Source organism: Chryseobacterium lathyri, assembly GCF_003290185.1.
GTDB lineage: Bacteria > Bacteroidota > Bacteroidia > Flavobacteriales > Weeksellaceae > Chryseobacterium > Chryseobacterium lathyri.
The window spans coordinates 266,766-289,045 of the sequence record NZ_QNFY01000006.1 but is presented as its reverse complement, the minus strand read 5'-3'; the positions used below and the strand labels follow the sequence as shown (position 1 = coordinate 289,045).

At 38.1% G+C, this 22,280-nt stretch carries 22 protein-coding genes and 1 riboswitch; of the genes, 3 read left to right on the top strand and 19 right to left on the bottom strand.

The genetic code is table 11. From position 1 onward, the window contains the following. The 11 genes from DRF61_RS10745 to namA form a co-directional block, all read right to left on the bottom strand. Complete coding sequence (locus tag DRF61_RS10745) at positions 1–2,664, bottom strand: OmpA family protein (RefSeq protein ID WP_111956817.1); 2,664 nt, start codon at positions 2,662–2,664, stop codon at positions 1–3. Between the two features lie 11 nt (positions 2,665–2,675). Further along, positions 2,676–3,164: a DUF4280 domain-containing protein gene (locus DRF61_RS10740; RefSeq protein ID WP_111956815.1), complete on the bottom strand. Its 489-nt coding sequence runs from the start codon at positions 3,162–3,164 to the stop codon at positions 2,676–2,678. A gap of 2 nt (positions 3,165–3,166) precedes the next feature. Next, a complete protein-coding gene (locus tag DRF61_RS10735; RefSeq protein WP_111956813.1) occupies positions 3,167–4,207 on the bottom strand; it encodes a hypothetical protein in 1,041 nt (346 codons plus the stop codon). Positions 4,208–4,224: 17 nt separating this feature from the next. Further along, positions 4,225–5,265 (bottom strand): hypothetical protein, encoded by a 1,041-nt coding sequence (locus DRF61_RS10730; RefSeq protein ID WP_111956811.1) that lies wholly within the window; start codon positions 5,263–5,265, stop codon positions 4,225–4,227. 55 nt (positions 5,266–5,320) lie between these two features. Next, the gene (locus tag DRF61_RS10725) at positions 5,321–6,739 is read right to left on the bottom strand and encodes a T6SS phospholipase effector Tle1-like catalytic domain-containing protein (RefSeq protein ID WP_111956809.1); all 1,419 of its coding nucleotides are present in this window, start codon (positions 6,737–6,739) and stop codon (positions 5,321–5,323) included. 51 nt (positions 6,740–6,790) lie between these two features. After that, the gene (locus tag DRF61_RS10720) at positions 6,791–7,765 is read right to left on the bottom strand and encodes a DUF2931 family protein (protein WP_238601917.1); all 975 of its coding nucleotides are present in this window, start codon (positions 7,763–7,765) and stop codon (positions 6,791–6,793) included. Positions 7,766–7,829: 64 nt separating this feature from the next. Next, positions 7,830–8,000, bottom strand: coding sequence for a hypothetical protein (locus DRF61_RS22635; protein ID WP_157963379.1), 171 nt, complete (start codon positions 7,998–8,000; stop codon positions 7,830–7,832). 1 nt (position 8,001) lies between these two features. Next, positions 8,002–9,933 carry a type VI secretion system Vgr family protein gene (locus DRF61_RS10715; RefSeq protein WP_111956805.1) on the bottom strand — a complete coding sequence of 644 codons (1,932 nt, stop codon included), beginning with the start codon at positions 9,931–9,933 and terminating at the stop codon, positions 8,002–8,004. A 156-nt stretch (positions 9,934–10,089) separates the two neighbouring features. After that, positions 10,090–10,494, bottom strand: a complete 405-nt coding sequence (tssD, locus tag DRF61_RS10710; protein ID WP_111956803.1) for a type VI secretion system tube protein TssD — start codon at positions 10,492–10,494, stop codon at positions 10,090–10,092. Between the two features lie 184 nt (positions 10,495–10,678). After that, positions 10,679–10,972: a DUF2752 domain-containing protein gene (locus tag DRF61_RS10705; RefSeq protein ID WP_111956801.1), complete on the bottom strand. Its 294-nt coding sequence runs from the start codon at positions 10,970–10,972 to the stop codon at positions 10,679–10,681. 8 nt (positions 10,973–10,980) lie between these two features. Continuing rightward, positions 10,981–12,033 carry an NADPH dehydrogenase NamA gene (gene namA / locus DRF61_RS10700; protein WP_111956799.1) on the bottom strand — a complete coding sequence of 351 codons (1,053 nt, stop codon included), beginning with the start codon at positions 12,031–12,033 and terminating at the stop codon, positions 10,981–10,983. A gap of 98 nt (positions 12,034–12,131) precedes the next feature. Here namA and DRF61_RS10695 point away from each other — a divergent pair, with 98 nt between their 5' ends. The 3 genes from DRF61_RS10695 to DRF61_RS10685 all read left to right on the top strand — a co-directional run bounded on the left by DRF61_RS10695 (position 12,132) and on the right by DRF61_RS10685 (position 16,053). Continuing rightward, on the top strand, positions 12,132–12,614 hold the full coding sequence (locus DRF61_RS10695; RefSeq protein WP_111956797.1) for a cytidine deaminase: 483 nt from the start codon (positions 12,132–12,134) through the stop codon (positions 12,612–12,614). A gap of 334 nt (positions 12,615–12,948) precedes the next feature. Beyond that, positions 12,949–13,123: riboswitch (cobalamin riboswitch) on the top strand. A 31-nt stretch (positions 13,124–13,154) separates the two neighbouring features. Then, on the top strand, positions 13,155–14,996 hold the full coding sequence (locus DRF61_RS10690; RefSeq protein ID WP_111956795.1) for a TonB-dependent receptor plug domain-containing protein: 1,842 nt from the start codon (positions 13,155–13,157) through the stop codon (positions 14,994–14,996). A gap of 13 nt (positions 14,997–15,009) precedes the next feature. Beyond that, positions 15,010–16,053 (top strand): DUF5074 domain-containing protein, encoded by a 1,044-nt coding sequence (locus DRF61_RS10685; protein WP_111956914.1) that lies wholly within the window; start codon positions 15,010–15,012, stop codon positions 16,051–16,053. A 147-nt stretch (positions 16,054–16,200) separates the two neighbouring features. Here DRF61_RS10685 and DRF61_RS10680 read toward each other — a convergent pair whose 3' ends face one another. The 8 genes from DRF61_RS10680 to DRF61_RS10645 form a co-directional block, all read right to left on the bottom strand. After that, positions 16,201–17,622, bottom strand: a complete 1,422-nt coding sequence (locus DRF61_RS10680; RefSeq protein WP_111956793.1) for a CCA tRNA nucleotidyltransferase — start codon at positions 17,620–17,622, stop codon at positions 16,201–16,203. Positions 17,623–17,667: 45 nt separating this feature from the next. Then, positions 17,668–18,012, bottom strand: coding sequence for a nuclear transport factor 2 family protein (locus DRF61_RS10675; RefSeq protein ID WP_111956791.1), 345 nt, complete (start codon positions 18,010–18,012; stop codon positions 17,668–17,670). A gap of 106 nt (positions 18,013–18,118) precedes the next feature. Beyond that, positions 18,119–18,667, bottom strand: coding sequence for an L-threonylcarbamoyladenylate synthase (locus DRF61_RS10670; RefSeq protein ID WP_111956789.1), 549 nt, complete (start codon positions 18,665–18,667; stop codon positions 18,119–18,121). 285 nt (positions 18,668–18,952) lie between these two features. Next, a complete protein-coding gene (gene tnpA, locus DRF61_RS10665) occupies positions 18,953–19,378 on the bottom strand; it encodes an IS200/IS605 family transposase (protein ID WP_111956787.1) in 426 nt (141 codons plus the stop codon). A 185-nt stretch (positions 19,379–19,563) separates the two neighbouring features. Further along, positions 19,564–20,070 carry a DinB family protein gene (locus tag DRF61_RS10660; protein WP_111956785.1) on the bottom strand — a complete coding sequence of 169 codons (507 nt, stop codon included), beginning with the start codon at positions 20,068–20,070 and terminating at the stop codon, positions 19,564–19,566. A 99-nt stretch (positions 20,071–20,169) separates the two neighbouring features. After that, the gene (locus DRF61_RS10655) at positions 20,170–20,631 is read right to left on the bottom strand and encodes a GNAT family N-acetyltransferase (RefSeq protein ID WP_111956783.1); all 462 of its coding nucleotides are present in this window, start codon (positions 20,629–20,631) and stop codon (positions 20,170–20,172) included. Between the two features lie 4 nt (positions 20,632–20,635). Beyond that, positions 20,636–21,118 (bottom strand): nuclear transport factor 2 family protein, encoded by a 483-nt coding sequence (locus DRF61_RS10650; protein ID WP_111956781.1) that lies wholly within the window; start codon positions 21,116–21,118, stop codon positions 20,636–20,638. A gap of 19 nt (positions 21,119–21,137) precedes the next feature. Beyond that, the gene (locus DRF61_RS10645; RefSeq protein WP_262484397.1) at positions 21,138–22,280 is read right to left on the bottom strand and encodes a cystathionine gamma-synthase; all 1,143 of its coding nucleotides are present in this window, start codon (positions 22,278–22,280) and stop codon (positions 21,138–21,140) included.

Sequence of the window (22,280 nt, the reverse complement as noted above, 5' to 3'; positions counted from 1 at the left end):
TTAAGTTAAATATTTTTTATCCATATAGTAAGTCTCTTCTTTCATCACCTTTTCTTCTACTTTGAAATTACTTTTCCACCAACCTACTTCCCCTTCTATTTCTACGGAAAGAACAACTCCTGAAAACTTCAAAATGGGCTGGATAAATAATCCTGTGGTATCTGAATCTATGACGAAGTCACCTCCAAAATAGGAATCAGCTTTAGCCGCCGCTTTAAATGTAGCGATAGGTTTCACTTTGGTTCCTTTTACGGTTCCTACTTCAATGCTGATACTGAGTTCTATTGTAGCACCCATTTTCCCGCCGATCGTGGTTTTACCCTGCATATTGATCCCGTTGATACTGTCAATTTTCAGGGCATCCACCATAATTTCAAGCTCACCATAAAATGTAGCTGTAAAGGTAACTGAAGCTCCAAGTTTTTCTAATCCGCCTCTAAATTTATTAATAATTTTCGCAGCGGCGGGGTTACCTGTTGCTCCATAAGACGCTACGGCAATAGCTGCACCAATGATATCAATAACAACTTCTGCCCCTATCAGAGGTTTGAAGCCAAATCCTACTTCTCCGATTACACTTAAAGCAGCTCTCTCATTGATTCTTTCCAGATACCATTTTCCTACAACAGTAAATTTGGGATATCTGAGATTAAAACCAACAGGAATAGCAGTTTCTTTTGCGGCACTCTGTGCATAATTTATGGCATTCTGAACGATATTGACAGCGGTGGCAATCATTTTTGCGACCAGCTCTATCTTATCGGCAAATTCGTTGGTGAAACTTCTTTTTTCCCTGCCGGCATCCCATTCTGCGGATAATCCTACTCCTATGTTAATCGGGACTTTTCCGGTTTCATTCATCCTCCATCTTTTGTAGCCTGCCTGCCTGGATTTTTCCTGATGTTTGGCAAATATGTTTCCTGCCGGCATATTGGCCGCTTTATAGTTGGATACATTGACCTGAAATTCCAGTGCCAGTTCCCATTTAATATCCGGATATGCTTTGATTAAAACCGTTGTTCTCTTATCATTGCTGAAATACCTGCAGCTGTGAATGTGCATGTGAAACTGGTTCGGATTGGTCGCTATAGGCCAGATATACTGTATGGGAGCAGCATTTAACCTGGATATATTCGAATACACTTTATAATTAAAGGATGATGGAGCGAAAGTCTGTTTGGTATCTCCTTTATCTATTGCCTGACCGACATCAACCATCAGGATCTGCTTTTTATGTTTACCTTTACTGTCGCGATAGCATTCAGTGGTATCAAATCCTGTGATATCAATAGTGATATCTTTTTTTGTTGACTCTGTAGGAGCCACCACTTCGTAATTAACAGTCTGGGCATCGTGGGCATTAAATACAAAAGAGATGTCTACTCTACGGTTGTTTTCGTAGTCTTTCTCATTTTTGTATTTGATATTATCCCTGCCCATTTTATCATCGGTAGGATCTACTTCTCCTTTACCAACGGAAATGATTCTTCCCGGATCAAGGCCTCCGTCTGCAAAAAATTTCTTTACAACGTCAGCTCTCCTTTGGGACAGTCCTTTATTGTGATTCTGTTTCCCAATAACGCAGGCATAACCGCTGAGATTCATGGTAGAGTCTTTATGCTCAAGAAGAAACTTAAGCACATTGTTAAGTATAGCTTCCCCGTTTTTATCTATTACCGTGGAATCGAATTTATAATAAATCGTTCTCTCGATACGTTCCTGCAAGGCTGCAGATTGTGCCTTTTTTATTCCTTTACCATTATCAAAAACCATCACGGTTGTACTACTGGCTTTTCCGTCTTTCACTTCGGTTTCGGTGATCTTTATCACTTCAAACCTGCAGGGTTCCTGACGGACGGAATTTACATCCGGCTTGTATACTTTTGTAGGGGTCTGATTTTTACTGACATTGGCGTTGGTGGTAACGACTTTATTTTTCACATTCAGGTAGATGGCATGAAGATCATCACCCAGATTATCTTTGATGTACTTTTTGGAAGCGGAATCTTTTACTTTGACATAAAACTCTTCTACGTTCTGGATGTTATCTACATGTGCCATCCATGAGTAGGTATTTTCTATTTTTAAATTGACCTCACCATCTATAACCTGTACATTATTGTATACATGAACCAGCTTGTCATCTTTTGCAGACTGTTGGTTCCAAAGTTCAATAGTCAGCGTATTTCCATTAAGACCTTCTGTGGTCAGGTTAAGATATACGATATGACCGTAGGAAATATGATTGACTTTATTCTGGTTTTTAATGCTGGTCTTGCTTCCTCTCTGGGTAGTCCATTTACTGGTAACAATTTTGGGTTCGCACCACCCTTTCACATAAAGTCCCACATTATTTTTGGTGTCTCTCTTTCCTGAAAAACTTGCCTCAATGTAGAATTGATAACTTCCGCAGTACTGTTTATCAATACTGAATTTATAGCCTGTGGTAGATGGAGCCTGATAGATAATAATTTTGCGGTCGTTGGTCTGCCTCATCCAAATCACGGGTTTCTTTTTATCTTCAGCCGTTGTATCCGGCAGCCATTCTTCTACCTGGAAAGTGACATCCTGGTTCGGGACAATAGTAACTCTCTGACCCGGAACAGACATTTTCGGATAATACCTGCCTTTTGTAATCTTTATTTTTTTTACTCCTTTTGCCATTTCTTTATCGTTTAGATTACACCATCCTGCCCGCCATATTCAGGCTGTTCTTTATACATTTCTTCGGAATTCACCAACGGATTGATCTGCTGCTGTACATCCGGATCAGCATTTTTAAAGTTCTGCGGGCTACCCTCTGTTCTCTGTCCGTGGTCTATGATCTCAATACACGGTGTCCCGGCAATGGCACAGATGGCTTTGCTGGTTTCTACGATAATATAGCCGCCGTTATTAAGCTGCACTTTTTCATAAAAATCTTTCCACTCTGTTACCATGATTTTGCATGGCGGCGGCGGAACTCCCATTTTGATACAGTTTCCGAAGGTATTTTTTTCAAATGTAGCCGCACCTATTTCTTTTGTGGTTACGATAAGTTTTTTGGAAGCATTTTTATCATTAGCGTATTCTTTCTGATGTGATAGCACTTTGAGTTTGTCCGGAAGCTGTCCGAACTGGCATTTGCAGATAGCACCCTGTACTACAATATGTTTTTCTGCCATGGCTAAAATTCTTTATTTGAAATTACTACTCTGGTTAAATATTCATTCCCGAATTCCAGACGGACAAAGGAGGAATTCATCTTGAAAGTAACAACGGTTAGAGCTTTTTCTGAATTTTCATTCGTATCTCCTACGGTCTGATAAAGCTTTGCGTTATACCTTGAAAATTTCTGCTTACATTCTGATGGTGAGCTGTCATTGAATACCAGGCCATGAGGTAATCCTGAAACCATATCCTCCCCGTAATATTGAATGGCATAATATTCCAGGCCAGTGCTCATATTTGCGTAGATCATATTGAAATCATCAAAATCCCAGTTGGAATATTTTCCACCTTTGCAGTCTTTGCATTCCAATTCACTTGGACTTACGTGTAAAAGTTTTGTGAAGGTATCGGACGTGGCCGGTAACGCTATAAACTGTTTTTTCCCGAACAGAGTCTGTAGTTTTTTTGACACTTTTTTCTGCTTCGGATTTTCTTCAATCATATCCGTTGTAGTTACTGCAGTAGTATAGGTTGTGGCAGCTACGCTGTCAGTTAATGATGCATCATAATCATTTGAAGGTTCTTTGCGTTTGTAGGTTAAAAGAAATTCTTTAATCTCTTTCTCCACTTTCCCAGTAGATTTGGTCAGTTTTGTATCTACCTCTTTCTTCGACCAGCTATCCGGAATTACTTTTTCAAGAAAAACGGTGACTTTCGTGCTTTTTGCGGAGATCTTTTTCAAATTGACATTCCATACCGCCTGCTGGATAAACTGTTTAGGCTTCGAACCGCTTTTTAATGCCAGATCCAGATAAGGATTTTTGGTATCTGCATCATATTTCAGATTATAAAGATCGACAGTGGTTGAAAAATCTCTGTCGGATGCTGCGGCAGCTTTAGCTTCATCTTTGGTGAAGTCATTCTGGAAATAAAAAATAGAGTTTTGTAAGGTCTCGATATCTTGCGGGACATTAAATTCCACTTTTTGCCCGAAATACAGGCTAAAACTCAATATAAAAACAAATATGGAAAATTTATGATTTGGTTTAATTTTCATTTTGGTAGTTTTTTTAATTATTCAGTCAGCATCGCAATTACTACTGCTATTTTCTTTTTCTTCTCAAGTTGGATATCACATTCTAAATACATGGATTTTACAAGTAAATTTTGCCCGTTCAGATAATACACTATCCTGAAATTCCCTTCATGATTCATCTGCGGATTATCTTCAATGATCATGGAAAAAGGAGCTTTATTTACGAAATCATATATGCTTCTTTCATCGTTTAATCTGCCTTCGCCTTCTACATTAACCAAGCCTGATTCTCCTTTCAGCGGATCAATCTCCAGTTTTATTTCATACTTCGGCTCTACCGGATTATCTACCACAGGGAAACTTTCCATTAGCTTTGTCTCATAATTCTGTCCAAAGCTCTGATAAACCCCGAAAAATAATGTTCTGATGAAATAATCATTTTTAAGATAAAGACTGATCACATCAGGCTCATCTATTATTTTTTCTATCTTTTCACAGTAGGTGTCTACCGTTTCGCCTTCAAACTCTTTATAAACTTCCTCTTTTACAGCTGCCCACCTTTCTTTAAAGACCGAAAAATTTTCCACTGCATTAAATTTCCCCTGCTCATCGACACTGATCTGTAAGGGATACAAAACTTTGGATGTTTTATATGCCAGGAGATCAGCTATTTCATTTACTTCCTCTTCGTTCAGATACAGATTGGAAGTTCTGTCTATTTCAAAAAAATGAAGCTTATTTTCCTTTTTCAGCCAGCGTACTGATGTTTCGTATTTCAGTTCATTTTTATGATCATTATTTTCAATAGTCACCGTAACTCCATATCTGCTGAATGAGTTCTCCGGCTGAAAGATCAGGCTGTTTGCCTGGCCGAACTTTACCAGTCTGTTTTTATCCGTTACAGCCGTCCTGGGAAGAAAAATTTCTTTCTGCCCCGTGAGCTCAATCAGAATCATATCTTTTACGTTGCAGTGGTTACTATGAAATAACTTTAAAGCACCTGTGTCTAAATTATACAGCAGACTTATGCTTTTTAAGCTTTCTCCTTTCTGAACAGTATGTATATTAAATTTCTGCATAAAAATAATCCGGCTTCGTATTCTCTTTCTTATTTTGCTTGTTTATGGTAAACCATTAATGGAGCACTCTTATTCTGTCCGGTGTCGGATCCATTCCTATCCCTTCTCTTCTTGCTGACCTGTGAAGGTACGTGTTTCTTAATGTTCTCAAGTCATCCTGTTCTTTCATCTCTTTCTGATAGTCAGCATATTTATGTTCCGGTATAGGTATTCCGCCGTATGCTCTTTCAAGATCTTTATACCGCTTAAAGATGTACTGTTTTCCATCTCCCATTGCATAAGGTCTTAAGCGGTTTTTTATTCTTACCAGCAGGGCGTCTGATGAAATGGAATACTTTTCGTCAGTAATTTTCTTTAAAGTCAGGGGAACTGTTTTCTGAACACCATATTCTGCCATAAAATGTAACGGAATATAGCTGTATGTTTTTTTTATAAGCTTACGTTCTCCCCTTAACGACAGATAAAAGCCCGGAGTAATGGTAAGTTCTTCTTCTTTATACCAGGATTCTGCTATAAGCTCGCTTCTAAAGGCCTTTAATTTTGTGCTGGTTGTCCAGGATGTTTCAAGTTCTTCCCATATTTCCGGGCCGTTTTCGTAAGCTCCTCCTACATCACAATGAACGCCGGGAAATATTTTTTCTATTCCTACATGCACATTCGTAAGGTCGAAATTTTCCCTGTGTTCATTTTCTGCCACAAAATGAATTACGCTCTGTGCTCTACCGATATCATTCAGGCTCAGTTCTTCTACGTCATTATGAAAGTTCGGCGTGGCAGAAAAGTTTTTTGAATAGGAGGAAACGGTATCATAAATACCCAGAAACCTCACTTTCAGCACATCCACTGTAATTCCGGCCTCCTGCAGCTTAAGTCCCAGATGGCCCCATTTCGGAAGCTCTCCACTTTGTATTCCTCCCGTACCGTCGCTGTCGTAACGGGCAGTTACCGTGACACCTTGATGTGAAACAGTAGTGGTGGTCGCTTTATATTTGGATTTACCTATTTCATGGACGAAATTACGGGCAGCAGCAGCACCCCTGCTGAAACCGAAAACATCAAAAGTAAGGACTGCAATTTTATCTGCTTTTTTTGCATTCTTTATATTTTTTACTTTTTTTACGATCTCTTCGCAGCCTTTTCTCACCTTCCCACGGATCCCGGTAGCACCTGTTCCAAAGGCATAGCCAAGCATAGAATCTTCTTCTTTATCTTCTGTACCGATACCTTCAATGTAAATGCCAAAATTTTTATCATAATTGTCCCATAAACGCGCCACATTGCTCCAGTCGTTATTATAACTGTTGTTATCGGTGGGTGAGCCTCCATTTTTCTTGTAGTCGGCAGTTTTGTTCCTCCTTTCTATGGTATTGGTTTTATTATTCAAAGTTCCGTCAAAAAACATCCCAAGAGTAATGTCTAACACTTCCTCTTTGGATATTTCCGGTGTATAATCTCCAAATTTATTATTGTGCATCGTTCTTATTTTATTTTTGTTGACAGACTGATTATAATTTTATGAAGGATATTATTCTATTGCACGCGAAAGCCTGATTTTTGCTTTTGTAACCGGAAGTTCTTCTTTCTCGCTCTTTAATGATAGATTAGCTCCTGTATTATCTGCATTGACTTTAATGATTAAGTCTATATTTTTTTCATTTCCGAGTTTCCTGAATAATTCAAAAATTTCTTTTTCATCAAAAGAGTCTACCCATACGCCGTATCTTTTTTTATTCTTATCCCTCCAGTAAAAACCGCAGAATTTTGGGGCAGCCCGTTTTTTATAAGTATCAGCTGTCAGGCTTTCTCCGAAGAGGTTTTCCTGTTCTCCATTATAATTAGTGAATCCGAAATCAATCCACTCACCGCCTTCCGGCAAAGTAACTGAGGGTTTCCAGTTATATTTTTCTCTGTATACTTCATAGAGATCCGGAGCTGGATACCCTTCTTTTTCTATTTTAGCTCTGATCTCAGGCTTAAATGTTTCATAAGACGGATCTTTCAGCATTCTGTCTGCGAAACCTTCTTTCAGCATATACTGTGCGTTTTCGTATGCTTTTTCTTTGGTAATAATGGTATCATGAGCCTGAAAAGCGCCTACTTCTTTCTGGTTTCCCGGACCGTTGATCCATAAAACCACCTTCCCTTTTGGGGCAAGACCAACAATGAAATTACTGTATGTAGTCTTTTTACCATTATCCTGATCTATAAAACCTTTATCGAAAAGATCTTTTATTTTTTCTTTATTCAGGTCCCATTTTCCGGTATAGAATTTATTCTCTACCAAAGAATACCAGGTAAATTCCAGCTTGTGGGGAATATCCATCTGGCTGGTTTCTACACTCATTGTTCCGCCTTCATTTCCCCAGCCTGTATTCTGTGTACCCCAGATGGCATCGAAGCCGTAGGTAAAATCATCTGCGATGAGAGCTCCTTTGTAAATTTCCATTGGATATTCCTGCGGTGCCGAAAGGGTTCCCAACCAGCTGTATTTTTGTTCCATTTTTTTATTTTGACAATTGATTAATGAGAAACTACTTACAATAAAAAGAATCAGAATTCTTAATTTACTTGTTTCCATGAGACATTATTTTCTTATTGCTTGCCAAAACAAGATTGTTTTTCTGTGCTTCCACATTAATTTTCTGGGCAATTTTTTCAACCTTTTTGCCAACATTCAGATGATAAGAGTCTGTGACTTTTATCTGTATATTCTTAGCTGTTTTAATGATCGCCATATCAGAAAAGTTTTGATTTTTCAGCACTGTTGAATTCTACGATTTTACCGCTCTGCATCGTCATGTTTTCAAGCTCGCTGAACATGGATATTTCTCCGGCTATTTCATTGGATGTTTCGGACTGTCTTTTGAATTCTTTTTCTACCATTTCGGTTCTGGTGTCCGAAGATTCACGGATATCACCGGACGCTGTCTGTACAATATCTTTTCCGGCTGTAGAAATAATACTGTTGTTGGCAGAACTGTTGATTCCTTCTCCCGCACTGATCGAAATTTCTTTTCCGGCCGTAATGTTGATATTATCCCCCGCATTCAGGGTGAAATTTTTAGGAGCCTTCATGCTGATATTTCCGGCACCATCCATATAGTAAATATTTCCGCTAGGGTCCATAATCTTTACACTTCCTTCTTCATCATTCATCAGAATTCTGATTCCGCTTCTGGTCTGGATGGATTTCAAATGGTTATTGACTCCTCCGCCCAGGGCTATTCCTCCATGAAACATACCTCCCATCACGAAAGGTCTGTCCGGATGGCTGTGAACAAAATTCACCATCACCTGGTCTCCCACTTCCGGAATGGCAACATATCCTCTGTTCTGCGTGATCTGGTCTGTTCCTCCTGCATCAGGACTCATCATTCTGATAAAATGGGTTGTATCGCTCGTCTGCCAGTCAAACTGTACCTGTATCCTGCCCTGTCCTTCCGGATCGGTATTGGATATAACGACTGCAGTCTGCGGTTCAGCTTTAGGAATCTTATATTCCGGTCTTGGAAGAAATCCCGTATCTGCAGCTATCCCTGAAAAGCTTCCTTTATAGTGCCCTATGGTGTCGATCTCATGTTCAGCTTCTGTGATCATAATTCTTGTAAAATAGGAGGTTTCATTGGAATCCTGTTTCCGCATCTGAACATCGGCTATGCATCCCGGATGAAGGAATGGAACAGTTGTATTTCCCGAAATGGAAAAAACGTTCACCGCTGCACTTCCCGAAGCACTTTTCTGTGAATATTCTATATCCAGATGGGTTGTTGCCTTAATAGGGGCTATCTGAAGCGCGGGGGTTTTGTAAATACTGTTGTTGTGATCGTAAGCTGTCTTTGCAATATCACTTACATGCTGAATAGGCGTGGAACCTGAAGTAAGTTTTTCATTTTTATTGCTGTTATACCCATAAAACTGGGGCTTGGTATGGATTGCTTTCAGCTCAACTTTAATATCGTTGGCGCTGCTTCCATAGGTGAGAATAATAGGTTTGTTCTGAGGCGGCAGTTTCCCAAAATGCAGGACTTCGCCATCATAAAAAAACTGTTCACCATATGCTTCTGCCATTCTTGCCAGATAGTTGTAATGGGTTTCGTCATACTGGCTACTATAGATGATCTGGGAAAAATTATTGGCATCTATCCTTACGTCAAAGCGACCTTTATCAATCCCTTGTTTAATCACTTCTTCAGCAATAATTCCTATATTGACCGGCTGACTTCCTCCAAAGCTTTGGATATGGGAAGCTCCGTCTAAAAGAATGGTTGGGCTGGATCCTGTAAGCACAATATTCCCCAGACTCATTTTTTCCTGGCTGAATGCTACTCCTGTAATGATTCCTACAAAGGTTCTCTCAGGACTGTTGTCTATGCCTTTATAAGAAATGACTGCGGTGAGGCGTTTTCCCAGGAATTTATTGGCTTCTTCCAGCGAATGGGTCTGGCGGTCTCCCAAAGTATCATGAGCCAGGGTAAGTGTAAACTCATGATGACGCTGAGCACTCTGTTTAAGTTTGAAATGTTTATAAAATTTGATGATTTTTCCTTCTATGACTAAGGAAAGCTTAACCAGACGATTGATACCGGTATGATGATTTTCGGATACCCCGTCTGCATTCTGTGCCGGGCGAAAACTCGTTCCCTTTGATTTTTCAGGTGTAGTAGACATATTTTATAAAGTGATTTGTGTTAAAATATATATTATTCATCCAATCGGGAATTTTTGAAAATAAACAAAGATCCCCTGCCAGAAAATAGTGTTCACAACAGGTAAAAAAAGACCGTCTTGAGGGACAGTCTCTTTATATTTTGTACTACTCCGGACCTAGCTTAATGGCCAGAATCCGTCGTATAATGAATTTCCATATGTAATGCTTTCTGCACTTACCACAAAGCTTACCAGCATATTGTTGCTGTCAATAGCATCAAAATCCATTTCGTGCTGAATTACATATCCGTTTTCCCACTTCAGGGTAATTAAAGTTCCTTCTTCATGTGATTTATTGAATGTAACTTCACCACTTGTGGGCTTATATTTACCATTCAGTAAGCTTTCCAGAATATCAGACTTTTCAGTTGCTTCAATTGTTACTTTAATCAAAGCGTTCGACGGATCTGATGCTACACGTCCTGAAACATCTGTAGACCTTGATACGCTGTAATTAAGCTTTAACAACTTTTGTCCTTCACCTCCATTGAATTTTAAGATTCCTCTTGAATTTCCTGCCATATTCTTCTATTTTAATCATTAATGATTATACTATTCATAAAGTTTATCTAACAAAGATAGACTTCATGGTCTAATTTAAAAAGTTTTTAGTGAACAGATTTACATTTTGTAGTAATTCTACGACTTTTTTTCTACTCATATTAATTTAGCATTAAAAAAATACAGTTCTTAGCTTTGTTTTTTATCAATGAGAATGCATGTAAAAATGTTTATAATAATAAGATATGATCATGATGACCAAGTTTACCGTGACCATGATCATGAGAATGTTACTGTATTTCCTTTTCTTATCTACAAAAGTCAGACCCAGGGTAAAAAGGAACAGGAGTAGTGTATAAACAGCCGGATACAAATGAAAGGCTTCTGAAAATCTGCCTTCAAATACTAATACGACAGCTCTCTGGGCACCACATCCCAAACATTCTATTCCCAGAAATTTCTTACTGGGACAGGTTAGCATAAAGTCTTCAATGTTCATTCCGGATGTTATGATGAAATTTTCGCTCTTGTATATTGGTGTGGAAAGAAACAGTCTTCCTTCATTTCAAATGATCCCTGAACGGCAATATACGGGTTCCTTAAAATTTCTCTTGCTACAAATATGAGGTCTGCGTCTCCTTTTTCCAGAATTTCTTCAGCTTGTTCCACCCTTGTGATTAACCCGACTGTTCCGGTTTTTACCCCGGCTTCTTTTCTGATCTGGGATGAAAAAGGAACCTGATAGCCATCAAATACAGCTATTTTAGCGCCGTGGATATTTCCTCCGCTTGAAACATCTACCAGGTCTACGGAATGTTCTTTTAAAACTTTAGCAAGCTTTACACTGTCGTTGATATTCCATCCGTTTTCGGCATATTCGGTTCCGGAAATTCTTACGAAAAGGGCTGTATTTTCGTCCAGTTCTTCGTTAACAGCATCAACAATTTCCAAAAGAAAACGGATCCTGTTTTCAAAGCTTCCGCCATATTCATCTGTCCTGATATTGGAAAGCGGTGATAAAAACTGATGGATAAGGTATCCGTGTGCACCGTGAATTTCTATCATATCAAAACCGGCTTTTACAGCTCTTTTTGCTGCTTCTTTAAAATTCTGTACCTGTTCCTTAATCTCGTCAGCAGTCAGAACATGCGGAATCCTTTCAGTAGGATGATAAGGAATAGGACTAGGTGCAACGGTTTCCCAACCTTCTTCAACAGGAATCTGCAGGTTATTCCATGTGGAACCTTTTCTTCCGGCGTGGGCAAGCTGGATCCCTATTTTACTTTCTGAACGGGAATGGACAAAATCAACAATTTTCTTAAGTTCTTCTGCCTGCTCATCATTCCAGATACCCATACAGTGGTTGGTAATTCTTCCACGAGGCTCTACTCCGGTGGCTTCAACCATGATAAGTCCGGTCCCGCCCTGAGATCTGCTTCCGTAGTGTACAAAGTGGAAATCATTAGCCAATCCATTTTCGCATGAATACATACACATGGGAGACATTACCCATCTATTTTTCAATTCTATATTTCTAAATTTTACTGGTGTGTATAACATTTTACTTTTTGATTTTCAATTTAATGATGAATAAAAAAAACATTGTCGAAGTGATGAAAAAGAAGTAAATTTGGCCCCCTTTTTAGTCTTACTAATATATGAAAAAAGACATACAGATCAGTTACGAGCATTTTAAAAACAGCAGTGAACTGAACGATATAGAAAAAACTTTATTTGAAAGAGCAATACAAGCCCGTGAAAATGCTTATGCGCCCTATTCGAATTTCCTTGTAGGATGTGCCGTCTTACTGGAAAACGGTGAAATTTATTCCGGTAACAACCAGGAGAATGCAGCCTATCCATCGGGGTTATGTGCAGAAAGAACGACTCTTTTCTGGGTGGCAGCCAATTTTCCGGATGTCAAGGTGAAAAAGATCTTTGTCGTTGGAGGTCCTAAGGAATTTCATGAGAAAAATCCTCCGATTCCACCTTGTGGAGCCTGCAGGCAAAGCCTGATAGAATATGAAACGAAACAGAACGAAAACATCATCCTTTATTTTTCAAGTATGAATGATGAAGTGGTGAAGGTGCATTCTATTAAAGATCTGCTTCCTTTCTATTTTGATTCATCGTTTTTGTAAAAGTGAAATTTTGCGAATAGTGAATTTTGGTTGATGTGAATAGTGAATTTTGCTTCGCAAGTGAATGGTGAATTAAAGTTTTAAGAATCAAAAACCAAGAACCAAGAATCAAGATTTCAAATACCATACTTTTGTCAATGGTCAATTTTATTTTACAAGTGAATTGTTAATTTAAGAATTATTTTCAATTTTGTAGTGTCATGTTCATTAATGATCATTTTATACTTTTTAAAAATTTCCCTGCGAAGCAAAATTCACTATTCACTATTCACTATTCACAAATAACCACTCACAATTGACTTTTTGTCTTTTTTGCGCAATAATTTTAAAAAGTTATCTTTGCAAAAATTTTGGTTTCCAGTATTTTGGAAATAATAGGGAATTGGGTGTAACTCCCAGACTGTCCCCGCAACTGTAAATCGCAATAAGATTTCTGTAAAAAACCACTGTTCAGACGGGAAGGTGCAGAAAGCGAAAGTCAGGAGACCTGCCAAAATTATAACTAAAAACGTATTACTTTCGGAGGAAAAGTAAAATAGTATGGATATAAAAAGGTCTTTATTACTACTTTGTTCGTCTTACGGCAGCTTTCTCTTCGGACAGGAGAAGGCAGTTGACACCATTTATATTTTCGACAGCCAGATGAGCAAGGTAAAGCTTTTCCATCCGGTACGTACGATCACTCCAAAAGATCTCGAAAAAAACTCAGCCAATCTTTCTGAACTTTTACGCTTTCAGTCTTCTATTTATGTGAAAGAAAATGGTCGTGGGGCGGTTTCTTCTCCTTCATTCAGGGGAACAACAGCTCAGCAGACCGCTTTTGTGTGGAACGGAATCAACATAAATTCCAGCTTTTTGGGCCAGGGAGATGTGAATAATATTCCACTTTTCGGATATGATCAGATTGATATAAAAGCGGGTGGCGGAAGTGTTGTTTATGGCAGCGGAGCTATTGGAGGAAGTATTCATTTAAATAATATTTTGGATTTCAACAGGGGCTTCAAAGGTTCTGTTTATTCGGAGGCGGGCTCTTTTGATACTTATAATAATTTTCTGCAAGCTTCATTCAGCAATGATAAATTAAGCGTTAAAGTTTCCGGGAGCTATTTAACGAGTCAGAATGATTATAAAGTTCCTGAATTTGTTGTAGGAAGTACGGGATTTTATAATGTTAACGGCAGATATTACAATACTTCAGTTAACATCGGAGCTTCTTATAAAATTGCTGATCACCAGACTATTTCATGGCAGAACCAGATGTTCGATGCATCACAGCATTATCCTGTTTTTGAACAAATCGGAAACAGAACAAAATATAACGCGCAGACTTTAAGAAGCCTGATCGCATGGGATATCAATAAAAGTAATCTTTCAAACAGCTTAAAAGCAGCTTATACGGAAGATAATTTTCAGTATTTTTCAGATCTTAACCAGCCTAAAACAAGCGGTGCAGAGGGAAAAAATTATATTTTCAAAAATGATTTCAACTATTTCATCACTCCAAAGATCAACATCAATGCTATCGGGGAATTTCAGGTGAATAAAGGGGAAGGTTATCAATCCGGAATTGGGGTCATCAGCAGAAATGTAGGTTCCCTATCCGGCTTAATCAGGTATTTTGCCACGAAGGAGCTTCGTTTTGAAGCCGGGATCAAGAAGGATTTTGTGGAAGATATCTCCTCTCCGCTTCTGTATTCTTTTTCGGGAAAATGGGATGCTTTACAATGGTATCGTATGGGAGCCAGTTTTTCAAGAAACTTCAGATATCCTTCTTTTAATGATCTTTACTGGCAGCCGGGAGGAAATCTGAATTTGCTTCCTGAAACATCCACGAATATTGACATGAGCCATGAGTTCAGCTTAGGAGATTTTAAAATTACATTGAGTCCTTATTATATGGACATCAAAAACCTCATCAACTGGCTTCCTACACCTTATGGATACTGGGCTCCTGTGAATACGCACAGGGTTGAATCTTATGGGTTGGAATCACAGGTTAAGTGGAACAAAAAATTCGGGAAACATGCTTTAAAGCTGGATGCAGGGTACACATATTCGAAATCTGTCAACAAGAATACTGAAATGCAGATGATGTATGTTCCGATCCATAAAGCTGTCGGAAATATTGAGTATGGCTATTCATTCCTTAAGCTATACGCACAGGGACTTTTCAACGGTCTTACCTATACGACTACGGATGAGCAAAGGTCTACAGCTATTGATCCTTATTTTATCTTAAATACAGGAATTTCGACCTCACTTTTCAAGAAATACACTTTGGGATTTAAAGTGAACAATGTTACCAATACGGTTTATCAGACGGTATCTTTGTATCCGATGCCGAAAAGGAATTACAGTATGTATGCAACTATTAATTTTTAAACTTAAAAATATTATGAAACTGAACAAACTTCTACCTCTTTTTTTTGCTTTTATACTCCTTTTAGGCATCGTGTCTTGTAGCAGTGATAATAATGATGAGCAGGAAATATTCTATGGCAATGGCTTTTTAATTGCTAATGAAGGTACTTTCGGAAAACCTGAAGGTGACGTAACGTTTGTAAGTGCAGACCTAAACCTTAAACAGGATAATGTTTTTGCCCTTAATAACGGAGGAGCAAAACTAGGTGATGTTTTACAAATGGTTGCTTTCAATGGTGAAAATGCTTATCTGTTATTGAATAATTCTAATAAGATCCAAATCGCAAACCGTTACAATTTTAAGGCGAATGGCGAGATTACCGCTGAACTTAGTTCTCCGCGATATATGGCTTTTGCCAACAACAATATTTATGTAACAAACGATAAATATTTAGGTGCCAAGTATGTAAGCATCTATAAAGCTTCAGACCGTTCTTTCATCAAAAAAATCACTTTCACAGATGCTGCTGAAAGAATTGTAGAAGCCGGAAACAATATCTTTGTACAGAATGCTTCATTTGGCTTTGGAAATAAGATTTCTTACATCAATACTTCTACTAACGACATTCAGTCTACGATTACGTTACCGGCAGGAAATATCAACAAGATCATTTCAAGTAATCAGAATGTATATGCTATTGCTGCGGGAACAGCAGATTCTTATATCTATGAGATCTCAAGCACAGGAAGCATTACAAAAACAACTACTTTAACAGGTATTGCCAATGCTACGAATCTTGAAATTGCCAATGGTAAGTTTTATTTCACTTCAGGGAAAAACGTTTACAAGATGGATATGAGCGCTACAACAGCACCTACATCACCGCTGTTTACTGTAGCAAACAGTGTTGATGCGTATTCTGCTTTATACGGATTCAGCGTGATCAATGACAAAATTTTCACTTCGGATTCCAATGGATTTACCCAGGCCAGCAAAATTGTAGTTTACAATACCTCAGGAGCTATCATCAGATCATTTACAACGGGTATAGGCTCAAATTCAGTCTATGCAAACTAAGATATTAATACTTCGGTATTATTTATAAATTTTATTTTTTTTCATCATTTGTGTTTTTTTTCAGGCCGCTTCTCCGAAGCGGCCTGATTTTGTTTTTACTGATAAAAAAGGCTTCGGCGGGACAAAGTCCCGCCGAAGCCTTTTTGTTTAATTACACTTCAATCCCAGCTTCTCAGCTTCTGCAATCACAAACTTTTCAGCTTCTTCCTTATCATTGGGAATCTCACCTTCCAGGATGGCTTCTTTTACTTTTTCTTTAAGGATTCCGATCTCTTTTCCGGGTTTAAGATCAAACATCTGCATGATCTCTTCTCCTGTGATTGGCGGCTGGAAATTGCGCACCTGATCTTTCTCCTCCACTTCTTTGATCTTCACTGCTACATACTCAAAATTCTTCTTGAATCTGTCCTGCTTTTTGGAGTTTTTGGTGGTAATATCTGCTTTACACAAGGTAAACAGATCTTCCAGGTCTTCGCCAGCATCAAATAAAAGTCTTCTCAATGCAGAGTCTGAAGCATCATCGGTGATCAGGGCAATTGGGCGGGATGAAAGCTTTACCATTTTCTGAACATATTTCATATCGCTTCCCAACGGCTGTTTTAATCGGTGGAAAAGAGTCTTCACCATTTTTGAGCCTAAAAACTCGTGACCATGGAAAGTCCATCCTGTTCCTTCTACAAATTTTTTGGTTGGCGCTTTACCTACATCATGCAGCAAAGCGGACCAGCGTAACCAAAGATTATCTGTATTTTGAGAAATATTGTCTACCACTTCTAAGGTATGGTAGAAATTGTCTTTATGGGTCTGCCCTTCTACTTCTTCTACTCCTTTTAGCTCAATCAGTTCGGGAATGATCAGCTTTAAAAGGCCTGTTTCTTCCATTAATCCCAATCCTACAGAAGGTTTTTTGGACATCATAATTTTATTGAATTCAACCATGATCCTTTCCATAGAAACGATCTTGATTCTTTCTGCTTCCTGCTTTATAGCGTTCAGCGATTTTTCTTCAATGACAAAATTTAATGTTGAAGCAAAACGAACGGCTCTCATCATCCTCAATGGATCATCAGAATAGGTTTGTGCCGGTTCCAAAGGAGTTCTCAAAATTCTTTTTTCCAGATCTTCAACACCATTGAAGGGGTCTATCAGTTCTCCGAAATTAGTTTTATTTAAAGAAATCGCCATGGCATTGATGGTAAAATCTCTTCTTTTCTGATCATCTTCAAGTGTCCCGCCTTCTACTTCAGGTTTTCGGCTGTTCTCGGTATAACTTTCTTTTCTGGCTCCAACAAATTCAAGCTCAAGATCTTTGTATTTGATCATGGCTGTTCCGTACGTTTTGAAGACAGAAACTTTTAATTTAGGATCAATATCATTCGCAACAGTCTGGGCAAGCTCAATACCGCTTTGCTCCGTCACAAAATCTATATCTGTAGATGCAGTCCTCTTCATCAGGAGGTCACGGACATAACCACCGACAATGTATACGGATTGATTATTCTTTTCCGCAGCATCGGCAATGATCTTAAATAGTTTTAAATTTTTATTTTGGGTAAGATTAATTTTCATCGTTAATAAATAGATCGTCTTTTTTCTGTCAATGCATCTTTTCCATTAATCATAATGGGCATACATTTTATTAATTTTTCCTCCACCGTCAAAAAACATAACTTCCACAGCATGTTTGTCCATAATAGATTTGTAGAACAATGCCACCGAATTGACGCCTGCTGTTGATCTTATCAATTCAAAATGCAAATCGGGAAATTTGTCCAGTGCTTTTCTCCAGTATTCACGGACCGCTTCTTTTCCCCTCAATGTATTCTCTTTTCCTCCTGTAGCCAAGGCAATCATTGGTGTTGTCACCTCTATATCTTCGGCATAATGAGACAGTATATTTTCAAGATCATGAGAATTCCAGGCACGGATCCATTCTTCAGCAAAATTTTGGTGGTTCATGGCACTTCTTTTATCAGTTGAAGAATGCAAAGATAGAAATTAAAAAAAAGAAATCCTGCCGATATACATTGACAAGATTTTAAAATGAAGGAATTATTATAGAATTTTACTCACGAAGAACCTTAATTCTGTTATCACTCCATATTTTTATCACGGAAGAACCCGAATATTTTGAAACTTTTTCTCTGTCTTCCTCTACTGCGTAATCTACCAGCTTAATTATTTCCGGAGAAATATCGGAAAACTTCAAAGGACTTTTATCCCCACTGAAATTGGCGGAAGTGGAAACCAAAGGTCTGTTTAGCTTGGTGATCAGTTTTTTACAGAAATCAGTTTTTACCAGCCTTATTCCTATGCTTCCATCTTCAGCAAGGAGTTCTTTCGGAAGCCCGCGGGGATTTTCATAAACAATGGTGACCGGTTTTTCGCTTAGGTCAATAATTTCCCAAGCCATTTCCGGAACATCTACAAGATCCTGAAGTCTCTTTTCAGATTCCACCAGAATGATCATGGATTTGTTTTTTTCCCTTTTTTTGATGTCAAAAATCTTATTGACAGCTTCTATATTGGTGGCGTCGCAACCTATTCCCCAAATGGTATCTGTAGGGTAAAGAATCGTTCCGCCGGATTTTAATATTTCGATAATGTTTTCCATAATTTAATAAGGCATAAAAACCTGTATAAAGGTAAAAAAACAAGAAGGTTCATCCAAAAAAATATGGGATAAATGTTTTTGTTTAGATGAATGTTTTAAATTGGGCTAAAACCTGAATAATAGGTCTTCTTTTGTTGAATGGGCTAAAGCCCATTTCTATTGAATATATTGGTCTCTTAAAAGTAATGTACAAGCTTTTGACAAAAAATGTATACAAAAATTCAATAGGAACGGGCTTTAGCCCGTTTAAAATAAGGTTCCATAACATTTGGCTTTAGCCAAAACCTATAAGAAATTATCCCTTTCAAGAAATTCCTGATATTCTTCTCTAAAACTTTTTCTCTGATGATGTTTCTCCTGATTCTTAATATATTCTCTCACAGTCTCAACCTTTGACTCCGAAACAGAAACGGCAAAATATTCATCCTGCCATGAAAATTTTTCCCGAGTAAGTTGATTTTTATTAATCCAAAAAGAAGATTCTCCCTTTAGCAATTGTACTATTTTTTCCATATTCTGACCCGATCCTAGTGAAATCAGACAATGGCAATGATCTGAATAGCCGTTAACCATATCTAAATAAATTCCTTTTTGAGAAGCATTTTCCTTGATATGTTTCCAGACTTTAACCCTCAAATCAAATGTATCCAGATGTGGAACTCTGTTTTTTGTGGAAAAAACAAGATGAATATAAATTTTAATAAATGACATTTGTGTTGTTTTAACCAAAAATAATATTTTTTAATCTATATTTTGGCTAAAGTCATATTTGACTGATTATCCAAAAAAAACAGGCTAAAGCCCGTTCCTATTGAATTTAAATATCATTCACGAATTATCATGGATCATAGATCTTATCTCTTTGTTCCTGATTGTTCATTCTACAAACCCAAACCCTATTTCAAGCCCGGCAAATATCTCTCTTTAATAATATTTAAATGATGATAATTGTGTCCCACGATCAGTTTCCCGATTGTTTCCACAGCCAGTTTATTTCCATTAGCTATGCCTGTATTATTTAAAACACCGGGTTCAAGGGTTTCAATGAGGATTTGTGAAGACTTTCTTACAAGTTTGTATTCTTCCAGCAGGGATTCCAATGATCTGTTATTGGCAAAAGAGGCCGCAGCATATTCTTCTTCATCAAAGCCGGGCAATTGGGCTTTTTCTCCTCTGGCAAAAGCCAGAATTCTGTACTGAAATATTCTTTCGGCATCAGACAGGTGGAGTAAAAGTTCTTTCAGGGTCCATTTTCCGTCTGCATAGGCAAAAAGAGACTGTCCTTCTGTAAGGGCTGCATATATTTCTACTGTTTTTTCTCCTGATAATTTTAATTCTCCGATCCAGTCCTCTGAAGGAATCTGGTCCAGATATCTTTGTACGTATTTTTGAAAATCAGACATGCTTTTTCGAGTTATAAGTTATTAATGATAAGTGATAAATTATAATTGATGAATGATATGTAAAGTGAAATTCACAATTGACTATTGATCATTCACAATTTACTTTTGTTCCATTTCCCTGTTCGTCCATTCATAAAAATTCACAGAGTCATAGAGTTCAAATCCGCAGGCGGGATACAACTGGTTTCCCACATCGTTGTTTTTTCCTGTTTCCAGGAGAACTCCGCAGGCATTGGATGATCTGCACAACCCTTTGGCTTCTTCGATCAGCTCTTTGGAATAGCCTTTGCCTCTATGGTTTTCATTAACATAAAGGTCATTCAACAGCCAGTATCGCTGCATTCTTGTGGATGAAAATATTGGATACAGCTGAACAAATCCTGTTAGTTTGCCATCCTGTTCCGCTACAAAAACTTCGGAATCTTTGTTTTCTATTCTATCTCTGAGAAAATGTTCAGCTGCAGGAATATCAGATTCTTTGTGATAAAAAACTCTGTATTGGTCAAATAATTCTGCCAATTGATCCATATCTTCAAAGGTTGCCTTTCTGGTATTTTTCATATGATTATAAATGATGATCGTAGCTCAATACCCTTTTCATCTTCCACTGCTTATCTTCCAGAATCCACAAAATAGTAAATTTCGCCCTACTCCCCTGATTCCATTTGCCATTGGAAAATTCGAAAAATTCATGTTCTCCTTCTTCTATGAAAGCGTACAGAACATTATTGTTGTATAAAGGATAGACTTTCATACTATTAGGCACGAGATCACGCTTTACTTTGTTTCGGTTACCACAGATATTGTTTTTAATAGAAGCGGTAAAAGCAGGCTCACCGGAAGTAATTCCTCCTTTATCGTGATAAAATTCCAGATCCTTACTGACTATAGATTTATAATGAGAAAGATCACATTTATTAAATCCGACATCAAATACCAGACTGTCCAGCTTTTTAGCTGTCTTATACAATTCGTCGGTAGTTTTTACCTGTGAGTATACCATCTGACTGACAAAACTTAAGATCAAAAAAAACTGAATCTTTCTCATTATATTTTATTTTAAAGTGTTAAGAAAAAGCTTTCTCAAGATCTGCAATCAGATCTTCAGCATCTTCGATACCCACGCTCAAACGAACTAAGTCGTCTGTAATACCTAATTCTTCACGTTTATCGGCAGGAATGGAAGCGTGCGTCATCAATGCAGGGTGATTCGCTAAAGACTCTACCCCTCCTAGAGATTCAGCCAGAGTAAACACTCTTACTTTCTCAAGGAATTTTACAGCATCTTCTTTTTTCCCTGACTTGAACGTAAAAGAAACCATTCCTCCTGATTCTTTCATTTGGGATTTGGCAAGCTCATATTGAGGATGAGATTCCAGTCCCGGATAAATTACTTTATCTACTGCAGGATGCGTTTCAAGGTACTTCGCTACAGCAAGTCCGTTGTCTGAATGGCGTTGCATTCTTAATGCTAAAGTTTTGATTCCTCTTAAAACAAGGTAAGAATCGTGAGGTCCTAAAATACCACCGCTCGCAAACTGAATAAAGTGAAGCTTCTCTCCCAGTTCAGCATCTTTTGCGATCAGTGCTCCGGCGATAACATCTGAATGTCCGCCTAAATATTTTGTAGCCGAGTGCATAACGATATCTGCTCCCAGATCAATAGGTCTCTGAATATATGGTGTTGCAAAAGTATTGTCCACAGCAACCAAGATATCTTTTCCTTTTGCCATTTCCACTACCGCTTTGATGTCTACCAGCTTCATCAAAGGATTGGTAGGGGTTTCTACCCAGATCAGTTTTGTTTTGTCCGTGATTACATCAGCAATCTTCGAAACATCATCAAAGTTCACGAAAGTAAATTTAAGCTGATATTTTTCGAAAAGTCTTGTAAACATTCTGTAAGTACCTCCGTAAAGGTCATCTACCGCTACTACCTCATCACCCGGATTCAGTAGTTTCAAAACACAGTCGATGGCAGCCAATCCTGAACCGAAAGCAAGTCCTCTTGCCCCGTTCTCAATGCTTGCCAGAGAGTCTTCCAAAGCCTGTCTTGTAGGGTTGGCAGCTCTTGAATATTCATATCCGGAATGTACTCCCGGGCTTTTTTGAGCGAATGTAGAAGTTAAAAATACAGGAACATTAACAGAACCTGTTGCAGACTCGTGATGCTGCCCTCCGTGAATTACTTTTGTATTAAAATTCATAAT